General features: G+C 54.9%; 16 protein-coding genes. 8 read left to right on the top strand and 8 right to left on the bottom strand.

Annotated features, from left to right (window positions below; genetic code table 11):
* Positions 1-188: 188 nt before the first annotated feature.
* The 4 genes from USF70_RS05950 to USF70_RS05935 all read right to left on the bottom strand — a co-directional run bounded on the left by USF70_RS05950 (position 189) and on the right by USF70_RS05935 (position 4,315).
* The gene (locus USF70_RS05950; protein WP_214538359.1) at positions 189-1,556 is read right to left on the bottom strand and encodes an MFS transporter; all 1,368 of its coding nucleotides are present in this window, start codon (positions 1,554-1,556) and stop codon (positions 189-191) included.
* 73 nt (positions 1,557-1,629) lie between these two features.
* On the bottom strand, positions 1,630-2,649 hold the full coding sequence (locus tag USF70_RS05945) for a Zn-dependent oxidoreductase (protein ID WP_033145403.1): 1,020 nt from the start codon (positions 2,647-2,649) through the stop codon (positions 1,630-1,632).
* Between the two features lie 14 nt (positions 2,650-2,663).
* A complete protein-coding gene (gene manD / locus USF70_RS05940) occupies positions 2,664-3,878 on the bottom strand; it encodes a D-mannonate dehydratase ManD (protein WP_232938162.1) in 1,215 nt (404 codons plus the stop codon).
* Between the two features lie 110 nt (positions 3,879-3,988).
* A complete protein-coding gene (locus USF70_RS05935) occupies positions 3,989-4,315 on the bottom strand; it encodes a YnfA family protein (protein WP_021241222.1) in 327 nt (108 codons plus the stop codon).
* Between the two features lie 152 nt (positions 4,316-4,467).
* Between USF70_RS05935 and USF70_RS05930 the strand changes: the two genes are divergently transcribed.
* On the top strand, positions 4,468-4,806 hold the full coding sequence (locus USF70_RS05930; RefSeq protein ID WP_023311550.1) for a DUF1283 family protein: 339 nt from the start codon (positions 4,468-4,470) through the stop codon (positions 4,804-4,806).
* Positions 4,806-5,366 (top strand): spermidine N1-acetyltransferase, encoded by a 561-nt coding sequence (speG, locus tag USF70_RS05925; protein WP_023311549.1) that lies wholly within the window; start codon positions 4,806-4,808, stop codon positions 5,364-5,366. Before USF70_RS05930 ends, speG begins: the two co-directional genes overlap by 1 nt.
* Before the next feature lie 17 nt (positions 5,367-5,383).
* Here the strand turns inward: speG and USF70_RS05920 are convergent, their stop codons facing one another.
* Complete coding sequence (locus tag USF70_RS05920) at positions 5,384-6,094, bottom strand: YnfC family lipoprotein (protein ID WP_033145401.1); 711 nt, start codon at positions 6,092-6,094, stop codon at positions 5,384-5,386.
* Positions 6,095-6,198: 104 nt separating this feature from the next.
* On the opposite strand from USF70_RS05920, the gene USF70_RS05915 reads away from it, so the two are divergent.
* From USF70_RS05915 to dmsD, 3 genes are all read left to right on the top strand, one after another.
* Positions 6,199-6,465: a DUF1161 domain-containing protein gene (locus USF70_RS05915; protein ID WP_320735389.1), complete on the top strand. Its 267-nt coding sequence runs from the start codon at positions 6,199-6,201 to the stop codon at positions 6,463-6,465.
* A 131-nt stretch (positions 6,466-6,596) separates the two neighbouring features.
* Complete coding sequence (gene ynfE / locus USF70_RS05910; RefSeq protein ID WP_320735388.1) at positions 6,597-9,035, top strand: selenate/tellurate reductase subunit YnfE; 2,439 nt, start codon at positions 6,597-6,599, stop codon at positions 9,033-9,035.
* Between the two features lie 93 nt (positions 9,036-9,128).
* Positions 9,129-9,743 (top strand): Tat proofreading chaperone DmsD, encoded by a 615-nt coding sequence (gene dmsD, locus USF70_RS05905; protein WP_320735387.1) that lies wholly within the window; start codon positions 9,129-9,131, stop codon positions 9,741-9,743.
* Between the two features lie 39 nt (positions 9,744-9,782).
* Here the strand turns inward: dmsD and USF70_RS05900 are convergent, their stop codons facing one another.
* Positions 9,783-11,498: a SulP family inorganic anion transporter gene (locus tag USF70_RS05900; RefSeq protein ID WP_320735386.1), complete on the bottom strand. Its 1,716-nt coding sequence runs from the start codon at positions 11,496-11,498 to the stop codon at positions 9,783-9,785.
* 169 nt (positions 11,499-11,667) lie between these two features.
* A complete protein-coding gene (locus USF70_RS05895; protein WP_219939570.1) occupies positions 11,668-12,093 on the bottom strand; it encodes a VOC family protein in 426 nt (141 codons plus the stop codon).
* Positions 12,094-12,346: 253 nt separating this feature from the next.
* Between USF70_RS05895 and USF70_RS05890 the strand changes: the two genes are divergently transcribed.
* Positions 12,347-12,895 (top strand): hypothetical protein, encoded by a 549-nt coding sequence (locus tag USF70_RS05890; protein ID WP_320735385.1) that lies wholly within the window; start codon positions 12,347-12,349, stop codon positions 12,893-12,895.
* Positions 12,896-13,018: 123 nt separating this feature from the next.
* Here USF70_RS05890 and USF70_RS05885 read toward each other — a convergent pair whose 3' ends face one another.
* Positions 13,019-13,855: a MipA/OmpV family protein gene (locus USF70_RS05885; protein WP_320735384.1), complete on the bottom strand. Its 837-nt coding sequence runs from the start codon at positions 13,853-13,855 to the stop codon at positions 13,019-13,021.
* A gap of 203 nt (positions 13,856-14,058) precedes the next feature.
* On the opposite strand from USF70_RS05885, the gene USF70_RS05880 reads away from it, so the two are divergent.
* Entirely contained in the window at positions 14,059-14,736 is a 678-nt protein-coding gene (locus tag USF70_RS05880; RefSeq protein ID WP_048980503.1) for a response regulator transcription factor, read from the top strand.
* Positions 14,736-16,124 (top strand): sensor histidine kinase, encoded by a 1,389-nt coding sequence (locus USF70_RS05875; RefSeq protein WP_047061713.1) that lies wholly within the window; start codon positions 14,736-14,738, stop codon positions 16,122-16,124. The genes USF70_RS05880 and USF70_RS05875 overlap by 1 nt, the downstream gene beginning before the upstream one ends.
* Positions 16,125-16,216: the final 92 nt, after the last annotated feature.

Below are 16,216 nucleotides of genomic sequence, written 5' to 3'. Positions count from 1 at the left end.
CCGCTGCCGCTCCTCTGAAGCGGCAGCGCCTGCTGACTACACCAACTAGAATGGCAGCCGGGGTAAAAAAATAACTGCCATCAACCATACTGATACTGCCGTTTGAGATTTTGATTTATATTAACTTTTGCTCATGTGGTGTGACATAAAGTCAGAGTTGTGTGACAGGTCACGTAAGTTATGAACCACTAGCGCCGCGAGGAGACCGCGCCGTAACCCACGCTCTCTTCTGGCGCGGATTCCGCTGCGTCTTGCGCCGCGCTCAAATCACGGTCGCGCACTTCCGGCATCAGGATCGCCGAGACCAGCCCAATCACGGAATAAGCCACCAGCATGGCGACGATCGGCCACCAGGAGCCGGTCATGTTGCAGAAGATCCCCGCCAGCACCGGACCAAAGCCCACCGCCACCAGACCGCCCGCCTCTTTCGAGATAGCCATGCGAGTAAAGCGATTTCGCGAGCCAAACATCTCAGCCATGGTGATATTTTCCAGCGCAAACAGCCCCAGTACGGCGAAGTTATGGATAACGATGATAGAGAGCATAATCGTCCCCGGCGCATAGCTCTTATCGACGATGATCGACAGCATCGGGTACGCGAGAAGAATGGCGGAGATATTGAGGATAATGTACGGCAGACGGCGCCCTACTTTATCGGAAAGCCAGCCCAGCAGCGGAATGGAGATAAACCCGAGAATGGAGCTTATCATCAGCGCATCGGTCGGGATGGCTTTATCGAACAGCAGCGTCTGGACCAGATATCCGGCGAGGAACGTCTGGATCAGGCCCGAGTTGCCCGCCTGACCAAACCGCAGGCCGGTCGCCAGCCAGAAGGATTTACTTTTCACCATTGAACCCAGCGAGGTGTCCGGCTGTACGGTTTGGGCATCGTTCACTTTCTCAAAGACCGGGCTCTCTTTCAGGTTCATTCGCAGCCAGATGGCGAAAATCATCACCACGACGCTGGCGAGGAACGGCACGCGCCAGCCCCAGGCAATCAGCTCTTCACGGTCGAGGGCAAAGAACATCACCGCCCAGATCGCCGTGGCGCTCAGCGTCCCGCAGTTAGTGCCCATCGCCACCAGCGAGGAGATAATGCCGCGTTTGCCTTTCGGCGCGTACTCCGCCAGCATGGTCCCGGCCCCGGAGATCTCAGCCCCGGCCCCCAGGCCCTGGATGATACGCAGCGTCACCAGCAGAACGGGAGCAAAAATCCCGATCTGCGCGTAGGTCGGCAGGACGCCAATCAGCGTGGTGCAGATCCCCATCATGGTGATGGTGATAAACAGCACCTTCTTACGACCAATGCTGTCGCCCATTCTTCCAAAGATAAAGGCGCCGACAATGCGTGCGATATAGCCTGCGCCGTAGGTCCCCATCGCGAGGATCAGCGCCATCGCGGCTGACTGTTCCGGGAAAAAGATCTCGTGAAAGACCAGGGCTGCCCCCAGCGAGTAAAGCTGAAAGTCCATAAACTCCAGGGCGGTGCCCAGCCAGCCGGAAACGGCGGCTTTCACCAGATCGGAGGTGGTTCTTTGAGGTTGTGCTTGCGTCATAATGGCTATCTCTGAAGGGTAAGATGCGTACCACATAGAGCCTGTCTGCGCAGGCTCTTAACCGCGTAAAGGATTATTGCCCGAACGTGAGCAAGACTTTGCAGCACTGCCGCTGGTCTTTCTCAAACAGTTCAATGGCGTCTGTTACATGGTGATAGTCAAAGGCATGAGTGATCAGTTTTTCCGGGTCGATCAGCCCTTTTTTCAGCCAGTCGATGACGACCGGGAATTTGTTGGCATTGAGGCGCGAGGAGAAGATCGCCAGCTCTTTGCCGGTGATGCCCTGCTGGACAATCTGGCTCGGCTCGCTGGAGAACCCCATCAGCACGATGCGCGCCGCCGGAGAGGCCAGGGTAATCGCCTCCTGCAAAATCGCCGGATGACAGGCGGCATCAATGATTAACGTCGGTTTGATCCCCCTTTCCTCCAGTGCGGCCTGCAGCGACTGCTCGCCGTTATTCAACACCCAGTCCGCGCCGCTGCGCTGGGCCATTTTCAGGCGTTCGTCGATGCGATCAACCACGATAACCTGCTTCACCTTATAGACGCCCTTCAGCGCCTGCACGGTGACCAGCCCCATCGGCCCTGCGCCATAAACCAGTGCGACGTCCTGCTCGATGGGGTTGGCCTGCCCCGTTACGTTGGCGGCGATGGTGAAAGGTTCCACCATAACGGCGTGTTTATCCGGAATGTCATCGGGGATAGGCCAGGCATTTTTAGCGGGTACCGCCGCGTATTCGCTGAAGCCCCCGTCGCGGTGTACGCCCAGCACCACCAGCGAGGTACAGACGTTCGGTTTTCCGACGGAACACGGATAGCAGTGTCCGCAGCTGATCACCGGATCGACCGAGACGCGCTGGCCCAGACGTGCACTGTCGACCCCCTCGCCTACGGCGTCAATCACGCCAAAGAACTCATGGCCGATGACGCGTGGATATTTCGCAAACGGGTTATGGCCGCGATAGATGTGGCTATCCGAACCGCAGATCCCCGCCAGCGTGATTTTGACGCGAACTTCACCTGCACCTGGCGCCGGGAGTGGCCGCTCTTCAATCACCAGTTCGTTCGGCTGTTGAATCACTACGCTTTTCATCGTTCGCTCCTCGTTTACCAGTTCCACAGCGTGCCGTCTTCAAGACGGGCCACCGGCAGATAGGCCGGATCGTAGGGGTATTTCGCCGCCAGTTTTTCATCAAACTCGATACCCAGCCCCGGCTTGTCGCCCGGATGCATATAGCCGTTATCAAAGCGCCAGCTGTGCGGGAAGACTTCCAGCATCTGTTCGGAATAGCCCATATATTCCTGGACGCCAAAGTTTGGCACCCACAGGTCGAAATGCAGCGCGGCGGCGTGGCATACCGGCGAGAGATCCGACGGGCCGTGCGAACCGGTTCGCACCTGATAGAGCGAGGCGAAGTCCGCGATGCGACGCATCCCGGTGATCCCGCCCGCGTGGGTAATGGTGGTGCGGATATAGTCGATGAGCTGCTCTTCGATGAGCTGCTTGCAGTCCCAGATGCTGTTAAACACTTCGCCCACGGCAATTGGCGTGACGGTGTGCTGGCGAATGAGGCGGAAGCAGGCCTGGTTTTCCGCAGGCGTTGGATCTTCCATCCAGAACATGCGGAATTCCTCGATGCTCTTGCCGAAGCGCGCCGCTTCGATTGGCGTCAGGCGGTGATGCATATCATGCAGGAGATGCTCATTGAAGCCGAATTTACTGCGCACCGCGTCGAACAGCTTCGGTGTGAAATCGAGGTATTTTTCGGTGGACCAGAGCTGCTCTTCCGGCCAGTCGCCTTTGGTCGCAGGCTCGTAGGCAAGTCCCTTCCCTTTGGCCATGCCGTAGGTGGTTTTCATACCCGGCACCCCGCACTGCACGCGGATTGCCTTGAAGCCCATCTCTTTATGGCGGGCGTAATCTTCCAGCACGTCGTCAATCGTGTGGCCGGTCGTGTGGCAATAGACCATCACCCCTTCGCGGGATGCGCCGCCCAGCAGCTGGTAGAGCGGCATGTTGGCCGCTTTGGCTTTGATGTCCCACAGCGCCATGTCCACGGCGGAGATGGCCGACATAGTGACCGGGCCGCGACGCCAGTAGGCGCCCTTATAGAAAAACTGCCAGATGTCTTCGATACGGTGCGCATCGCGGCCAATCAGCTGCGGGCAGAGATGGTCTTTCAGGTAGGAAGCCACGGAGAGTTCACGCCCGTTCAGCGTAGCGTCACCGAGGCCGACAATCCCCTCATCGGTGGTGATTTTAAGGGTGACAAAGTTCCGCCCCGGGCAGGTAACATACACGTCAGCCGCGACAATCTTCATAATTCCTTTCCTTACATCATTCGTTGTGATGCTGGAAACTTACCCACTAACCAGACTACCATACAAGTATAATGATCATAAAATCCGCTAACGATCACAAAACCGGGGCCTCAGGCCCGCCCCCATCCCGCCACAATAATCAGCATTCCGCACAGGGCAATCAGCGCGCCGGCCCAGTCGTACGCGCTGAGCTTGACGCCGTCCACCACGCGTAGCCACAGCAGCGCGGTACAGACATAGACACCACCGTAAGCGGCGTAGACGCGGCCGCTCGCGGCCGGATGCAGCGTTAACAGCCAGACAAACAGGGCCAGCGCGACGCTTGCCGGGATGAGAAGCAATACGGATCCCCCCTTCTTCAACCAGAGCCAGGGCAGGAAGCAGCCGATGATTTCGCATAGCGCGGTGGCAAAAAAAAGCAGCGTCGTTTTGAGCATATTTCACGTCAGGTGAGGATTTATTTAGACATCATACCTGATGATATCCTTTACTTTCCCATACTTGCACCGCGGGTATGCCGTCTTTTCGCTTTGGTGTAGAATCTGTTCAGGGTAACTTGATTATCTGCACCCGTTTAAAAGGAAACGCTATGACCACATTAAGCAAACGCCTTTGTCTGACAGCCCTGCTGGCGCTGTCATCGTTCGCCTTTGCCGCCTCTGCGACAGCGGAAACCAGCAAGCTCATTATTGAGTCTGGTGACAGCGCGCAAAGCCGCCAGAACGCCGCTATGGACAAAGAACAATGGAATGACACCCGCAGCCTTCGCCACAAGGTCAACAAACGTGCTGAGAAAGAGTGGGACAAAGAAGATGTCGCTTTTGACGCGCGCGATAAGTGTCAGCAAAGTGCAAACGTCAACGCCTACTGGGAGCCAAACACCCTGCGCTGCCTGGATCGCCGCACTGGCCGTACGGTAGCCCCGTAATGTCGGCGCCCTGCGACGTTAAGCTTCGCCCGCTGGAGCGTGAAGACCTGCGCTTCGTCCACCAGCTCGACAATAACGCCAGCGTAATGCGCTACTGGTTCGAAGAGCCGTACGAGGCCTTTGTTGAGCTGTCCGATCTCTACGATAAGCACATTCACGATCAGAGTGAACGTCGTTTTGTGGTGGAGTGTGAAGGCGAAAAAGCCGGTCTTGTGGAGCTGGTTGAAATCAACCATGTTCACCGTCGGGCGGAGTTTCAGATCATTATTTCCCCTGAGCATCAGGGAAAAGGCCTTGCCTCACGGGCAGCGAAGCTGGCAATGGATTACGGATTCAACGTTCTGAATCTCTACAAGCTTTACCTGATTGTGGATAAAGAGAACGAGAAAGCGATCCATATCTACCGCAAGCTGGGCTTTATGGTGGAAGGCGAGCTGATTCACGAATTCTTTATCAACGGCGAATACCGCAATACCATTCGCATGTGCATCTTCCAGCATCAGCACCTGGCCGGACACAAGCCGTCAGGCGCCAGCCTGCTGAAACCGACCGCGCAGTAACCTGCGCGGTTTTACTCTCAGTAGTATTCAATCGTGTTTTTGATGGTGTATTTGTGCTCAACGGCAGGTTTGACGCTATCGTCCGTGATCGTCAGGTCGCAGCTCACCGGATTATTGTGTCGATCGTAGTCGCAGCTCTGCTTCACGTTGCCCAGCGGCTTGTCATTCAACATGCTCACTGCCGAGTAATCCATTCTTTTGCGAACGTCTTTAGACGGCGTCGACTGGACGGACAGGTGCTGATCCCCCGAGACGGTGGTTTTGCCCAGCGGGTAGCCATCCGCATCGTAGCGATACTTCACTTCCATCTCTTTGCCGTGCGCCGCCACCACAAAACCGTTGTCGTCGGTATCCCACGTTATCCCGGCTGACGGCAGTTCGGCCAGCTGGCATTTCCCCTGCAGCTTCACTTTGCGCTGCTGGGTTTCCGCATCAAGGTAGTAATTGGCATCCAGCACCAGCGCCACGCCGGTATTGGCCTCCAGGTCGTGCAGTTCCAGGGTATCGAAACACCCTTCCGCCGACACGGTGCCAGTCACCCGTTTGGACACTTCGCCCTTCTCGTTGAGCAGCGTCTGGGTGAAGTCTTTCACCGGGCCGCGCAGCGGATCAAAATCAAATTCGTTCGAGAAACTCGCCATCTCGGGCGTAAACGACAGCGGCGCGGAGCTGTTGTCGCACCCCACCAGTGTTGCTGCCAGTAGCGTTATCGCTGCGTATTTCTTCACATTTATTACCGTACAGGGAGATTATTCCCAATCATATTAGCAAATACAGTTGTTTACACGAAGCCTGCTAAAATTAATCTCTACACAGAGAAAAGGAGCTAGAGATGAAACGGTTACCCTGGATTACCGCCCTGCTGTTAATGAGTGCCTCAACGGCCGCGCTGGCGGCACCGGATTCCTGCGAGCGCGTGAAAAGCGACATTCAGCAGAAAATTATCAACAACGGCGTGCCTGAATCAGGTTTTACGCTGAGCATTGTGCCGAACGATCAGGCTGACCAGGCGGGCACGCAGGTGGTAGGCCACTGCGCCAACGACACCTTTAAAATTTTGTACACCCGTACAGGCAACGGGGCTTCTGAAGCGCAGTAATTTACCCTCAATCCCCTTTGATTTGATGAGGATTAAGATTTAATACCCCCAAATCAGTAACACTCACCCCATCATTAGCCCGGTTATCATTTCGGGAAAAATAATACGTAATTATAATGATGGGGTGAGCCATGTCCGATACTGAACATCACGGCGGAATTAGCCGTCGAACTCTCGTGAAATCCACGGCAATAGGTTCTCTGGCGCTGGCCGCCGGCGGGATCTCGCTTCCTTTCGGCTTAAAAAGCGCCGCCGCGGCGGTGAAGAACGCCGTCCAGCCTGCTGAAGATAACGTGGTATGGGGCGCCTGCTCGGTCAACTGCGGCAGCCGCTGCGCGCTGCGTCTGCACGTCCGCGACGACGAAGTGTACTGGGTCGAAACCGATAACACCGGTGAAGATATTTACGGTAACCATCAGGTGCGCGCCTGCCTGCGCGGTCGTTCTATTCGCCGTCGGATCAATCATCCCGATCGTCTCAACTACCCTATGAAACGCGTGGGCAAACGCGGAGAAGGCAAGTTCGAGCGCATCACGTGGGATGAAGCGCTTGACGCCATCACCGCCAGCCTGAAAGACGTGGTCGACAAATACGGCAACGAAGCGGTGTATATCAACTACTCCTCCGGGATTGTCGGCGGCAATATCACCCGCTCCTCCCCTTACGCTTCGCTGGTGGCGCGCCTGATGAACTGCTACGGCGGTTTCCTGAGCCACTACGGCACCTACAGCACGGCGCAAATCGCCTGCGCGATGCCCTACACCTACGGCAGCAACGATGGCAACAGCACCTCGGATATTGAAAACAGCAAACTGGTGGTGATGTTCGGCAATAACCCGGCGGAAACCCGCATGAGCGGCGGCGGGATTACCTATTATCTGGAGCAGGCCCGCAAGCGATCCAATGCGCGCATGATCGTCATCGACCCGCGCTATACCGATACGGCAGCCGGACGCGAAGATGAATGGATCCCAATCCGTCCGGGTACCGATGCCGCGCTGGTGGCGGGTATTGCCTGGGTATTGATCGACGAAAACCTGGTCGACCAGCCGTTTCTGGATAAATACTGCGTTGGCTACGACGAAAAAACGCAGCCGGAAGGCGCGCCCGCTAACGGCCACTACAAAGCGTACATTCTCGGCCAGGGCGATGACCGCACGGCGAAAACGCCGGAGTGGGCCTCACGCATCACCGGCATTCCCGCGGATCGCATCATCAAGCTTGCTCGTGAAATCGGCTCCGCGAAACCGGCCTATATCTGCCAGGGCTGGGGGCCACAGCGCCAGGCGAACGGCGAGCTGACGTCGCGCGCCATCGCCATGCTGCCGATCCTCACCGGAAACGTAGGAATCAACGGCGGTAACAGCGGCGCGCGCGAGTCGACCTACACCATTACCATCGAACGTATGCCGATACCGGATAACCCGGTCAAAACGCAAATCTCCTGCTTCAGCTGGACGGACGCCATCGCCCGCGGGCCGGAGATGACCGCCCTGCGCGACGGCGTGCGCGGTAAGGATAAGCTGGACGTGCCGATTAAGTTCATCTGGAACTATGCGGGCAACACCATCATCAACCAGCACTCCGATATCAATAAAACCCACGATATCCTGCAGGACGAAAGTAAATGCGAAATGATTGTCGTCATCGACAACTTCATGACCTCGTCAGCGAAGTACGCCGATATTATTTTGCCGGACCTGATGACCGTCGAGCAGGAAGACATTATTCCTAACGATTATGCCGGCAACATGGGCTACCTGATTTTCCTCCAGCCCGTGACCGCGCCGAAGTTCGAGCGTAAGCCGATCTACTGGATGATGAGCGAAGTGGCGAAACGCCTCGGGCCGGATATCCATCAGAAATTCACCGAAGGACGCACGCAGGAACAGTGGCTGCAGTATCTGTATGCCAAAATGCTGGAAAAAGATCCTAAACTGCCGTCCTATGACGAGCTGAAAAAAATGGGCATTTATAAGCGTAAAGATCCGAACGGACACTTTGTGGCCTATAAAAAATTCCGCGAGAACCCGGAAGCCAATCCGCTGAAAACGCCCTCGGGCAAGATTGAAATTTACTCCAGCAAGCTGGCGGAGATTGCGGCTACCTGGGAGCTGGCAAAAGATGAGACCATCAGCCCTCTGCCCGTCTACGCGTCGACCTTTGACGGCTGGGATGCGCCCGAGCGCTCGCAGTTCCCGCTGCAGCTGTTCGGCTTCCACTTCAAGGCCCGTACCCACTCGAGCTACGGTAACGTCGACGTGCTGAAAGCGGCCTGTCGCCAGGAGGTGTGGCTTAATCCTGTCGATGCTGCAAAACGCGGCATCAAGAACGGCGATACGGTGCGCGTATTTAACGATCGCGGCGAGGTGCGAATTGAAGCGAAAGTCACGCCACGCATCATGCCCGGCGTGAGCGCCATGGGCCAGGGAGCGTGGCATGATGCCAATATGAATGGCGATCGTATCGATCACGGCTCATGCATCAATACGCTGACGACCCATCGACCTTCTCCGCTGGCAAAAGGCAACCCGCAGCACACCAATCTGGTGCAGATTGAGAAGGTGTAGAGGGTGAAACGCGAGACCCTGGTTTATTCTGTGGTCACTATTATCGGTTAACACAGTCGCGCGGGCGTCATCCGCGCGAGCAAGGAAAGTTTAATGAAAGACGTCTCACATCATGAATCGTTCGCGTTCAGCGCCCGGGTGCTGGGCGCGCTGTTTTATTTCGCTCCCGACAGCGAGCAGGCCGCGCCGCTGGTGAAAGCGCTCACCGCTGGCGAATGGGTTCAGGACTGGCCCCTGCCTTCGGAAACGCTGCAGCCCGTTGCCGATACGTTTGCTTCATCTTCCGATGAGCCGCTGGCGGACGCCTGGCAACGGCTGTTTATTGGTCCGTATGCCCTACCCGCTCCGCCGTGGGGTTCCGTCTGGCTGGACCGTGAATCCGTATTGTTTGGCGACTCGACCCTCGCGCTGCGCCAATGGATGCGGGAGAACAATATCGCGTTTGAGATGCAGCAGAATGAGCCGGAAGATCATTTCGGTACGTTGCTGCTGCTGGCGGCGTGGCTGGCCGAGAACGGCCGCGAGCCGGAGTGCAATCAGCTTCTGGCGTGGCACCTGCTGCCGTGGAGCACCCGCTTCCTGTCGGTGTTTGTCGACAACGCCGGGCATCCGTTTTATACCGCGCTGGGCAGGCTTGCGCAGCTGACGCTCGCGGACTGGCGATCCGGGCTGCTTATTCCGGTTACGGAAAAGACGCTGTATCGCTAAGGGTGTGGCTTGCTCGCGGGTGGCGGGCAAGCCTTTAGCTTATACCTCGCCACCTGATTCACTCGCACTCTCCTTGCTTTGAATGAACCGAAGTGCCAGATAGAGGTCTGGCGCCAGAATCATGTCATCATCATTCATCGTTGGCCGGCTATCTTTAAACCAGCGCGTTAATTCCGTTTTTCTGCCCGCAAGGATTAACGTAATCTCTCGACCTTTCAGATCGCGCTTTAACTCATTTATGGTTGCCAGAACGCTGATATCTGAATAGGTGAAGCAAGCAACGGCATCAATGACCACCCATTTAGGCTGTACTGCTGCACCATCAACCAGGTTCAATACCCGGCGTTTAAAATAAGCCACGTTAAAATAGGTCAACGGGGAGTTAAATCGATACATCAGCACGCCCGGAACCATTTTAATATCGGTTGTATTCCCTAATGAGTGAATCATTCCATTTTCGTCAGTTCCCAGTAAATGCTCGGAGGGACGAAACACCGTACGCAGGAACTGTAACAGGCCAAGCAATACCGCAAGGCCGATCCCCTGGATAACGCCGATAATTAACACACAGCCAAACGTGAAGAAGGCCAGGCGAAATGCCTGTTTATTTCTTCGCCTCAGATTCCATAACCCGCGCAGATCAATTAATGACCAGGATGCGTACATCAGAACAATACCTAATGCAGATACCGGAATAAATTGTAATGGCTGAGTGAAAAACACCACCACGATACCGATGAGTAAGGCTGCGACGATGGAAACCAGCTGGCTTTTCCCACCCACTGAATCATTAACCGCGGTGCGGGAATCGGCACCACTGATAGCAAACCCCTGAGATAACCCAGACATAATGTTCGCAATACCCAGCGCTCTGAACTCTGCATCAGCATTAATTTCATAGCCATTTTTCGCGGCGAAACTGCGGGCGGTCAGCATCAGGCTGACAAAACTGACCAACGCCAGGTTCAGCGCCGGGATCACTAAATCACGCATCGGACCGGGCTGGAACGCGCCCCAGTTAACGACGGGTAAACCAGGCTGGAAGCCTTCCCCCCCAATAGTGGCAATACCGTACTGTTGTGCAGATGTCGCCCATACCAGTAGCGTTGTCATCACAATGGCAATCAACGGTGCTGGCCAGTGGCTGCGATACGTTTTGATCGCCATTAAAATAATTAACGTTAAAAGCGATATGCCAACGGTTAATAAATGGCTGTCTGAAAGACGGCCTGGCAAGGCCATTATTTTCTCAATAACCTGCGCTTCGTCGAGTTTTATCCCCAACACCTTGCCTAATTGCCCGACAATAATCGTCACGGCAACGCCATTAAGCAAACCCGTGAGGATGGGATGAGAAAGTAAATCGGCAAGTGCGCCCAGACGAAATTTACTGGCAAGCAGGCACCATCCGCCCATCATCAACGTCATGATGATGGTCAGCTGCCAGTGCAGTTCGGAATTACCTGCAGAAAGAGGAAACACGACGGCCGCAATCACCGCGCAGGTCGTGGCATCAGGCCCCACAATAAGCTGACGTGAAGAACCAAAGAGTGCATACGCTATCATCGGTAAAACGCAGGAATAGAGCCCCACTATTGCCCCAACACCTGCCAATTCAGCATAAGCAATAGCCACGGGTAGCGCGACAGCCGCAACGGATAAGCCAGCTTTAACATCATGTTTTAGCCAGCTTTTATCGTAGGCTAACAAAGTTTGTAAACCTGGCATGTAGTTTAACAATTGTTCTCCGAACACATTGTTCTCCGGATAGGGATATTAGCCACATCATGCTGGCACACTTCTCAGTGAGGTTCTGGTTTTCAAATGCTCCGGATTAAGGCGCCACTGTTCAGAATCTAATAACAGTTGAACTATTTATTATTCTGACTGGTGTTAAACATAGTTCAAAAACGACCGCTTGTGACTATTCTTCGTCCGGGAACGTATCGGCTTCAGGAGAATAATGCTGAAAAACGCATGCCAGCTTATGCCCGTCAGGATCGCGTAGATAGGCAACATAAAAATCGGGGCCGTATGCGGTTCGTGTCCCTGGCATGCCTTCACTCCTCCCTCCCGCAAGAAGGCCTGCGGCATGGAAACGTCTGACTAGCTCCGCATTAGCTGCACGGAATGCGAACATTGTCCCGTTTCCCGCCGTTGCGGGTTGTCGGTCAAACGGAGGACAAATACAGAAGCTAAACCCCTCATCTGGATTATTTTCATCTCCCCACATTGCCCAGTCCTCGGTCCAGGCAGGCAAACGTGAATAGCCAAGCACGTTAAAAATCGCGTCATAAAACGCCGCGGCGCGCTGAAGATCCTTTGTACCTATAGTGATATAAGTCAGCATCTTGTCACATCCTCTTTGCCGTTTTCTGAACAGCGATTATACCTCAGAGGCTATGATTTTAGCGGCGGCAAAAGGCTGATTTTCGCTCCTGTAAGCGCGTGGGGTAAGGGTTCTCAGAACATGTCCTATCGTAATTTCAGCCCCCAATCCGTGACGTGAATATCTCGAGTTTTGGTATGTATGCTAAAATTTATCCAGCTGAAGACCGAAAACAGTCCTTATAATTTCAGTACGTTAGCCAAAGTGAGCGAATATGGATAATATTCCACATAAGCAGACAGATCGGAAAAGATGCCCCACATGGCTGTGGTGCGGAAGTTTTTATCTTTTTACGTTGCATTGCTCTGCAGATGAAATAAATCTGTATTCAATAAACACCGGCTCATACGTTTATCATCTGACCCATAATCGAGGACAATACACGGAGAACTTTGAAAATAAGTTCATATCCGTGGAGAGGAAATTCTCGGATACGTCGAAATACAGTCTTGTGCTAGGGACAATGAAAAACAGCTTTAATGACAGATGCCTGGCTGCCGGCGTAAGAAGAGACTGGGCTGGATGGGATAACGGTTGGGTTTTTAAAGGAATCTATGGATATGTAGGTGAATTTTTCTTTGATACTTTCGATGATTGTGGTGACCATGGTTCATACCATGATTTTAAAAAAGCAACGGGGATAGGATTTTCGCCCTATATATATCATGGGTTCCAGTATAATTTTACGTCTTATTTTGGAATGGATGTGGGTATTATCATACCTTCCGTGTTTGTCATTACGGCACAATGGAGCTTTAGATAAATCCGTCAACCACGTCTGCAGTGCTGTAACTTTCTGCAAAGGGAACCGCCCCGCCATCTCAACCGGAGCGGCTTTAATTACCGCAAGTGCCTGCTCAAAACGTTAAGCCACCGCAGCCCACAATCAAAAACTGTACGTCACCTTCAAACTCCCCGTGGGCGATGTTTTGCGTTGCACAATGGGACTATCACTCGCATCCCCCGTCAGCTGCGTAACGCCCGCTGAGGCAAGGACGCTCCAGCGCGAGGTGAGCCTGTGGGTCCAGTCAAGATTCATCGAGTAGCCATAAATTCCCGCCCCGGCGTCATGTCGGGCAAAGCCCGATGCGCTCGACTGAGCGGCGCTGACCCCGTAGTAGGTCTGCATGTACTTGTCGGATCCCCAGCTGCCGGTCAGCGCCAGCGTCACCTCATTTTTTGGTGAGGTATAGAACGGGCTGGAAATGCCGAAATGCACCGCTTCACCGTTGTCCCTCTCAGAAACCGGAACCTCTGCCTGCAGCTGCAGGTGAAGCCAGTCGGTCACCCTGTACTCAAGCCCGGGCACAACGATTGCCGAGCCTTTTATCTCGCCCATTCCCCGCAGCTCGTCGCTGCCGGAGCTGATGGAATCGCTGCTCACGTCTTTATCTTTACGCCCAACTCGATAGCTCAGCGCGGCGCTGTAATCCAGGTTGCCAAAGTTGTTGCCGTAACCGATCCCTCGCGTGGTGCCGATAAAGAAGCCGTTTGCCATGGCGTACTCCACCACCTGAGCTGCGGAAACGCGGGTTTTATCTGAACCCGAGTAGCGCGGCGCGACGTCCACGCCGCCCCCCAGGGTTAAGACGTTACCCTGGCTCTGTTCTGCCGCCAGTACGGGCGTAGCCAGTAACGCCAGAACGACGCCCGGCACGATGTTTTTCAGGCTGCGGCCCGGAAGTAAATGGGGGAATGTATGACGCAGTTCGATGTTTCTCATTAAAGAAGCCCTTCTGGATTCAAATGATGACGATGCATGCGGTTAACCGCCAGAACGCCCATTTTGAATACCGACCCTAAGGTTCTTATGAGCCGAACATGAAGAAACACTGAAGCGCGAGCCGACGCTGTAAACCGGGCAGGTTTCCTGATACCGTTTTTTTCTTAAGAAGTTCTTCATTCACGGTTGATACAGTTACCAGTGTGAAAATTCTACTAATCGAAGACGACCTGGATCTCGGCAACGGCGTACGTATCGCCCTCTCCGATCAAGGGTTTGACGTCATATGGGTTCGCCGCAAAGAGGATGCGCTGCATCAGCTGGACGTCTGCGTGCCGGAACTTATTTTGCTCGACCTGGGGCTGCCCGACGGCGACGGCATGAGCCTGATGGCGCGTTTGCGTCAGCAGCTCAAGGGGATCCCGGTCATCATTCTGACGGCGCGAGGTACGCTGCAGGACCGGCTGTGCGGGCTGGATGCCGGTGCGGACGACTATCTCGTCAAGCCATTTATTCTCGCCGAGCTGCTGGCGCGGGTGAGAGCCCTGGCGCGGCGCAGCTACGGTTTCGAAAATGAGGCGATAGAAATCCGAGGCTTATCGCTTCATGTTCCGACGCGCCGCGTGACGGTGAGCGCGCGCCACGTAGACCTGACGGCGAGTGAATATGCGCTGCTGGAAACGCTGATGCTGCGCGCTGACCGCGTGATTACGCGACGGTTTCTGGAAGAACGGATATTCGGCAACAAAGAGAACCTCAGCAATGCGCTCGACGTGCATATGGGAAATTTGCGGCGAAAAATCGGCGATGGCTATGTGCGAACGGTGCGGGGCGTCGGGTATGTCATTGATACCGTTTCAGTCCAGAAGGTGACAGGGTAATGCAAAACGTCTGGTACCACCTGAGACGCCCAACGCTGGTACGGCGAATTATTATCGCCCAGCTGCTGCTGCTTACCCTGCTGTGGTGTCTATTTTTAACCTTTATTCTGTGGGAGGACCTGCGCAGCCCTCCCATCCTTACGGGCAGTCATACCTACGACACCCTTTTTACCCTGGTCGAGCGGATGGACGAACACCCGCAGGATCGCACCGCGGTGCTGGAAGCCTTTAGCAAGGCGCTCCGTGAGGGCTATGGCGGCGGCGAAGATCCCGCGCTGTCAATCAACTTCATCGTGCGCAAAAATAACGCGATTATTTTTTCATCGCCTGATGCTCCAACGGGGGTAACCAACACCCGGTTTGGGGAAATGCAGCGTGTTCAGAGCGATGGTCGTACCTGGACCAGCCGAACCCTTAAATCCGCTCATTCCGACGTGGAGGTTACCCTTTTCACCCCGGCCGGCGGCTGGAACTTCTTTATCTACCTGAACTCGCGCGGCTACTACATCATGCCGCTGCTGGTCTGCTTCCCTTTTCTTCTGTTTCCCGCGTGGCTGTCAATCCGCATTGCGATGCGCCCCTGGAACAAGGTGGTCAATGAAATTACGCTACGCACGCCTGACGATCTCTCCCCTTTAAAAGCCGTTCCCGGACACAGGGAGCTTCGCCAGATGGTGGATGCGATCAATGACTTCCTTGCCAGGGTGCGTGAAAGCGCGGAAAGGGAACGTGTTTTCATTGCGGATGCCGCGCACGAGCTGCGTACGCCCCTCGCGGCGATGCGCATCAACGTGGAAGCGCTGCAGTCCTGGGTCATTAGCGAGAGCCAGCAGGAACTGCTTGCGGGGGTGATTCGCAGCAACAGCCGGGCAGCGCGTCTCGTCAACCAGCTGCTGCTGATGATGCACAGCGAAGCGCGCATTGATACGGAAATGGAGACCGTGCCGCTGACGACGCTCATCCAGGAGCGAATGGCCGAGCTGGAACCGCTGGCGTCTGCGCGCAGGATTGAGCTGGAATTCTTCGCCGAGGATGACATCTGGATCCCCGGCGTCAGGGAACGCCTGGTATCGCTTATTGATAACCTCATTGAGAACGCCGTGAAGTACAGTCCCGAGGGCGGGCGAATTCAGGTCGATGTCTGCATAGCAGATGGCTTCGCGCGGCTTCGCGTTTCAGATGCAGGGCCCGGTATTCCGGTTGAACTGCGCGAGCGCGTGTTCGACCGGTTTTTCCGCGATCCCAATCAGGTGCAAAGCGGGAGCGGGCTGGGGCTTGCCATCGTCAAAGCGGTGGCGCAGCAACACAACAGCAGCGTAAACCTGAGTACTTCCGCTGAAGGTGGCCTGATGGTGACGGTTGACTTCCCGAACCGCACGTTTTGCTAAATCAGAACAGGGAGTTCGATCGCAAATGCCGCAGATTGCTTCAAAATAATTACCGTATTTGTTATATTGTTGTTTATTGCTTATTCACCTCT

It is taken from the genome of Enterobacter sp. 237C8, assembly GCF_034106865.1.
Classification (GTDB): Bacteria; Pseudomonadota; Gammaproteobacteria; order Enterobacterales; family Enterobacteriaceae; genus Enterobacter; species Enterobacter asburiae_B.
The sequence above is the reverse complement of the archived record's forward strand: the minus strand, read 5'-3'. Positions and strand labels throughout refer to the sequence as shown.

Excerpts from the sequence above, each read along its gene's own strand:
- USF70_RS05950 (WP_214538359.1), bottom strand. The coding sequence starts at position 1,556 with ATGACGCAAGCACAACCTCAAAGAACCACCTCCGATCTGGTGAAAGCC.
- USF70_RS05945 (WP_033145403.1), bottom strand. The coding sequence starts at position 2,649 with ATGAAAAGCGTAGTGATTCAACAGCCGAACGAACTGGTGATTGAAGAG.
- manD (WP_232938162.1), bottom strand. The coding sequence starts at position 3,878 with ATGAAGATTGTCGCGGCTGACGTGTATGTTACCTGCCCGGGGCGGAAC.
- USF70_RS05935 (WP_021241222.1), bottom strand. The coding sequence starts at position 4,315 with ATGCTCAAAACGACGCTGCTTTTTTTTGCCACCGCGCTATGCGAAATC.
- USF70_RS05930 (WP_023311550.1), top strand. The coding sequence starts at position 4,468 with ATGACCACATTAAGCAAACGCCTTTGTCTGACAGCCCTGCTGGCGCTG.
- speG (WP_023311549.1), top strand. The coding sequence starts at position 4,806 with ATGTCGGCGCCCTGCGACGTTAAGCTTCGCCCGCTGGAGCGTGAAGAC.
- USF70_RS05915 (WP_320735389.1), top strand. The coding sequence starts at position 6,199 with ATGAAACGGTTACCCTGGATTACCGCCCTGCTGTTAATGAGTGCCTCA.
- ynfE (WP_320735388.1), top strand. The coding sequence starts at position 6,597 with ATGTCCGATACTGAACATCACGGCGGAATTAGCCGTCGAACTCTCGTG.
- dmsD (WP_320735387.1), top strand. The coding sequence starts at position 9,129 with ATGAAAGACGTCTCACATCATGAATCGTTCGCGTTCAGCGCCCGGGTG.
- USF70_RS05895 (WP_219939570.1), bottom strand. The coding sequence starts at position 12,093 with ATGCTGACTTATATCACTATAGGTACAAAGGATCTTCAGCGCGCCGCG.
- USF70_RS05890 (WP_320735385.1), top strand. The coding sequence starts at position 12,347 with ATGGATAATATTCCACATAAGCAGACAGATCGGAAAAGATGCCCCACA.
- USF70_RS05885 (WP_320735384.1), bottom strand. The coding sequence starts at position 13,855 with ATGAGAAACATCGAACTGCGTCATACATTCCCCCATTTACTTCCGGGC.
- USF70_RS05875 (WP_047061713.1), top strand. The coding sequence starts at position 14,736 with ATGCAAAACGTCTGGTACCACCTGAGACGCCCAACGCTGGTACGGCGA.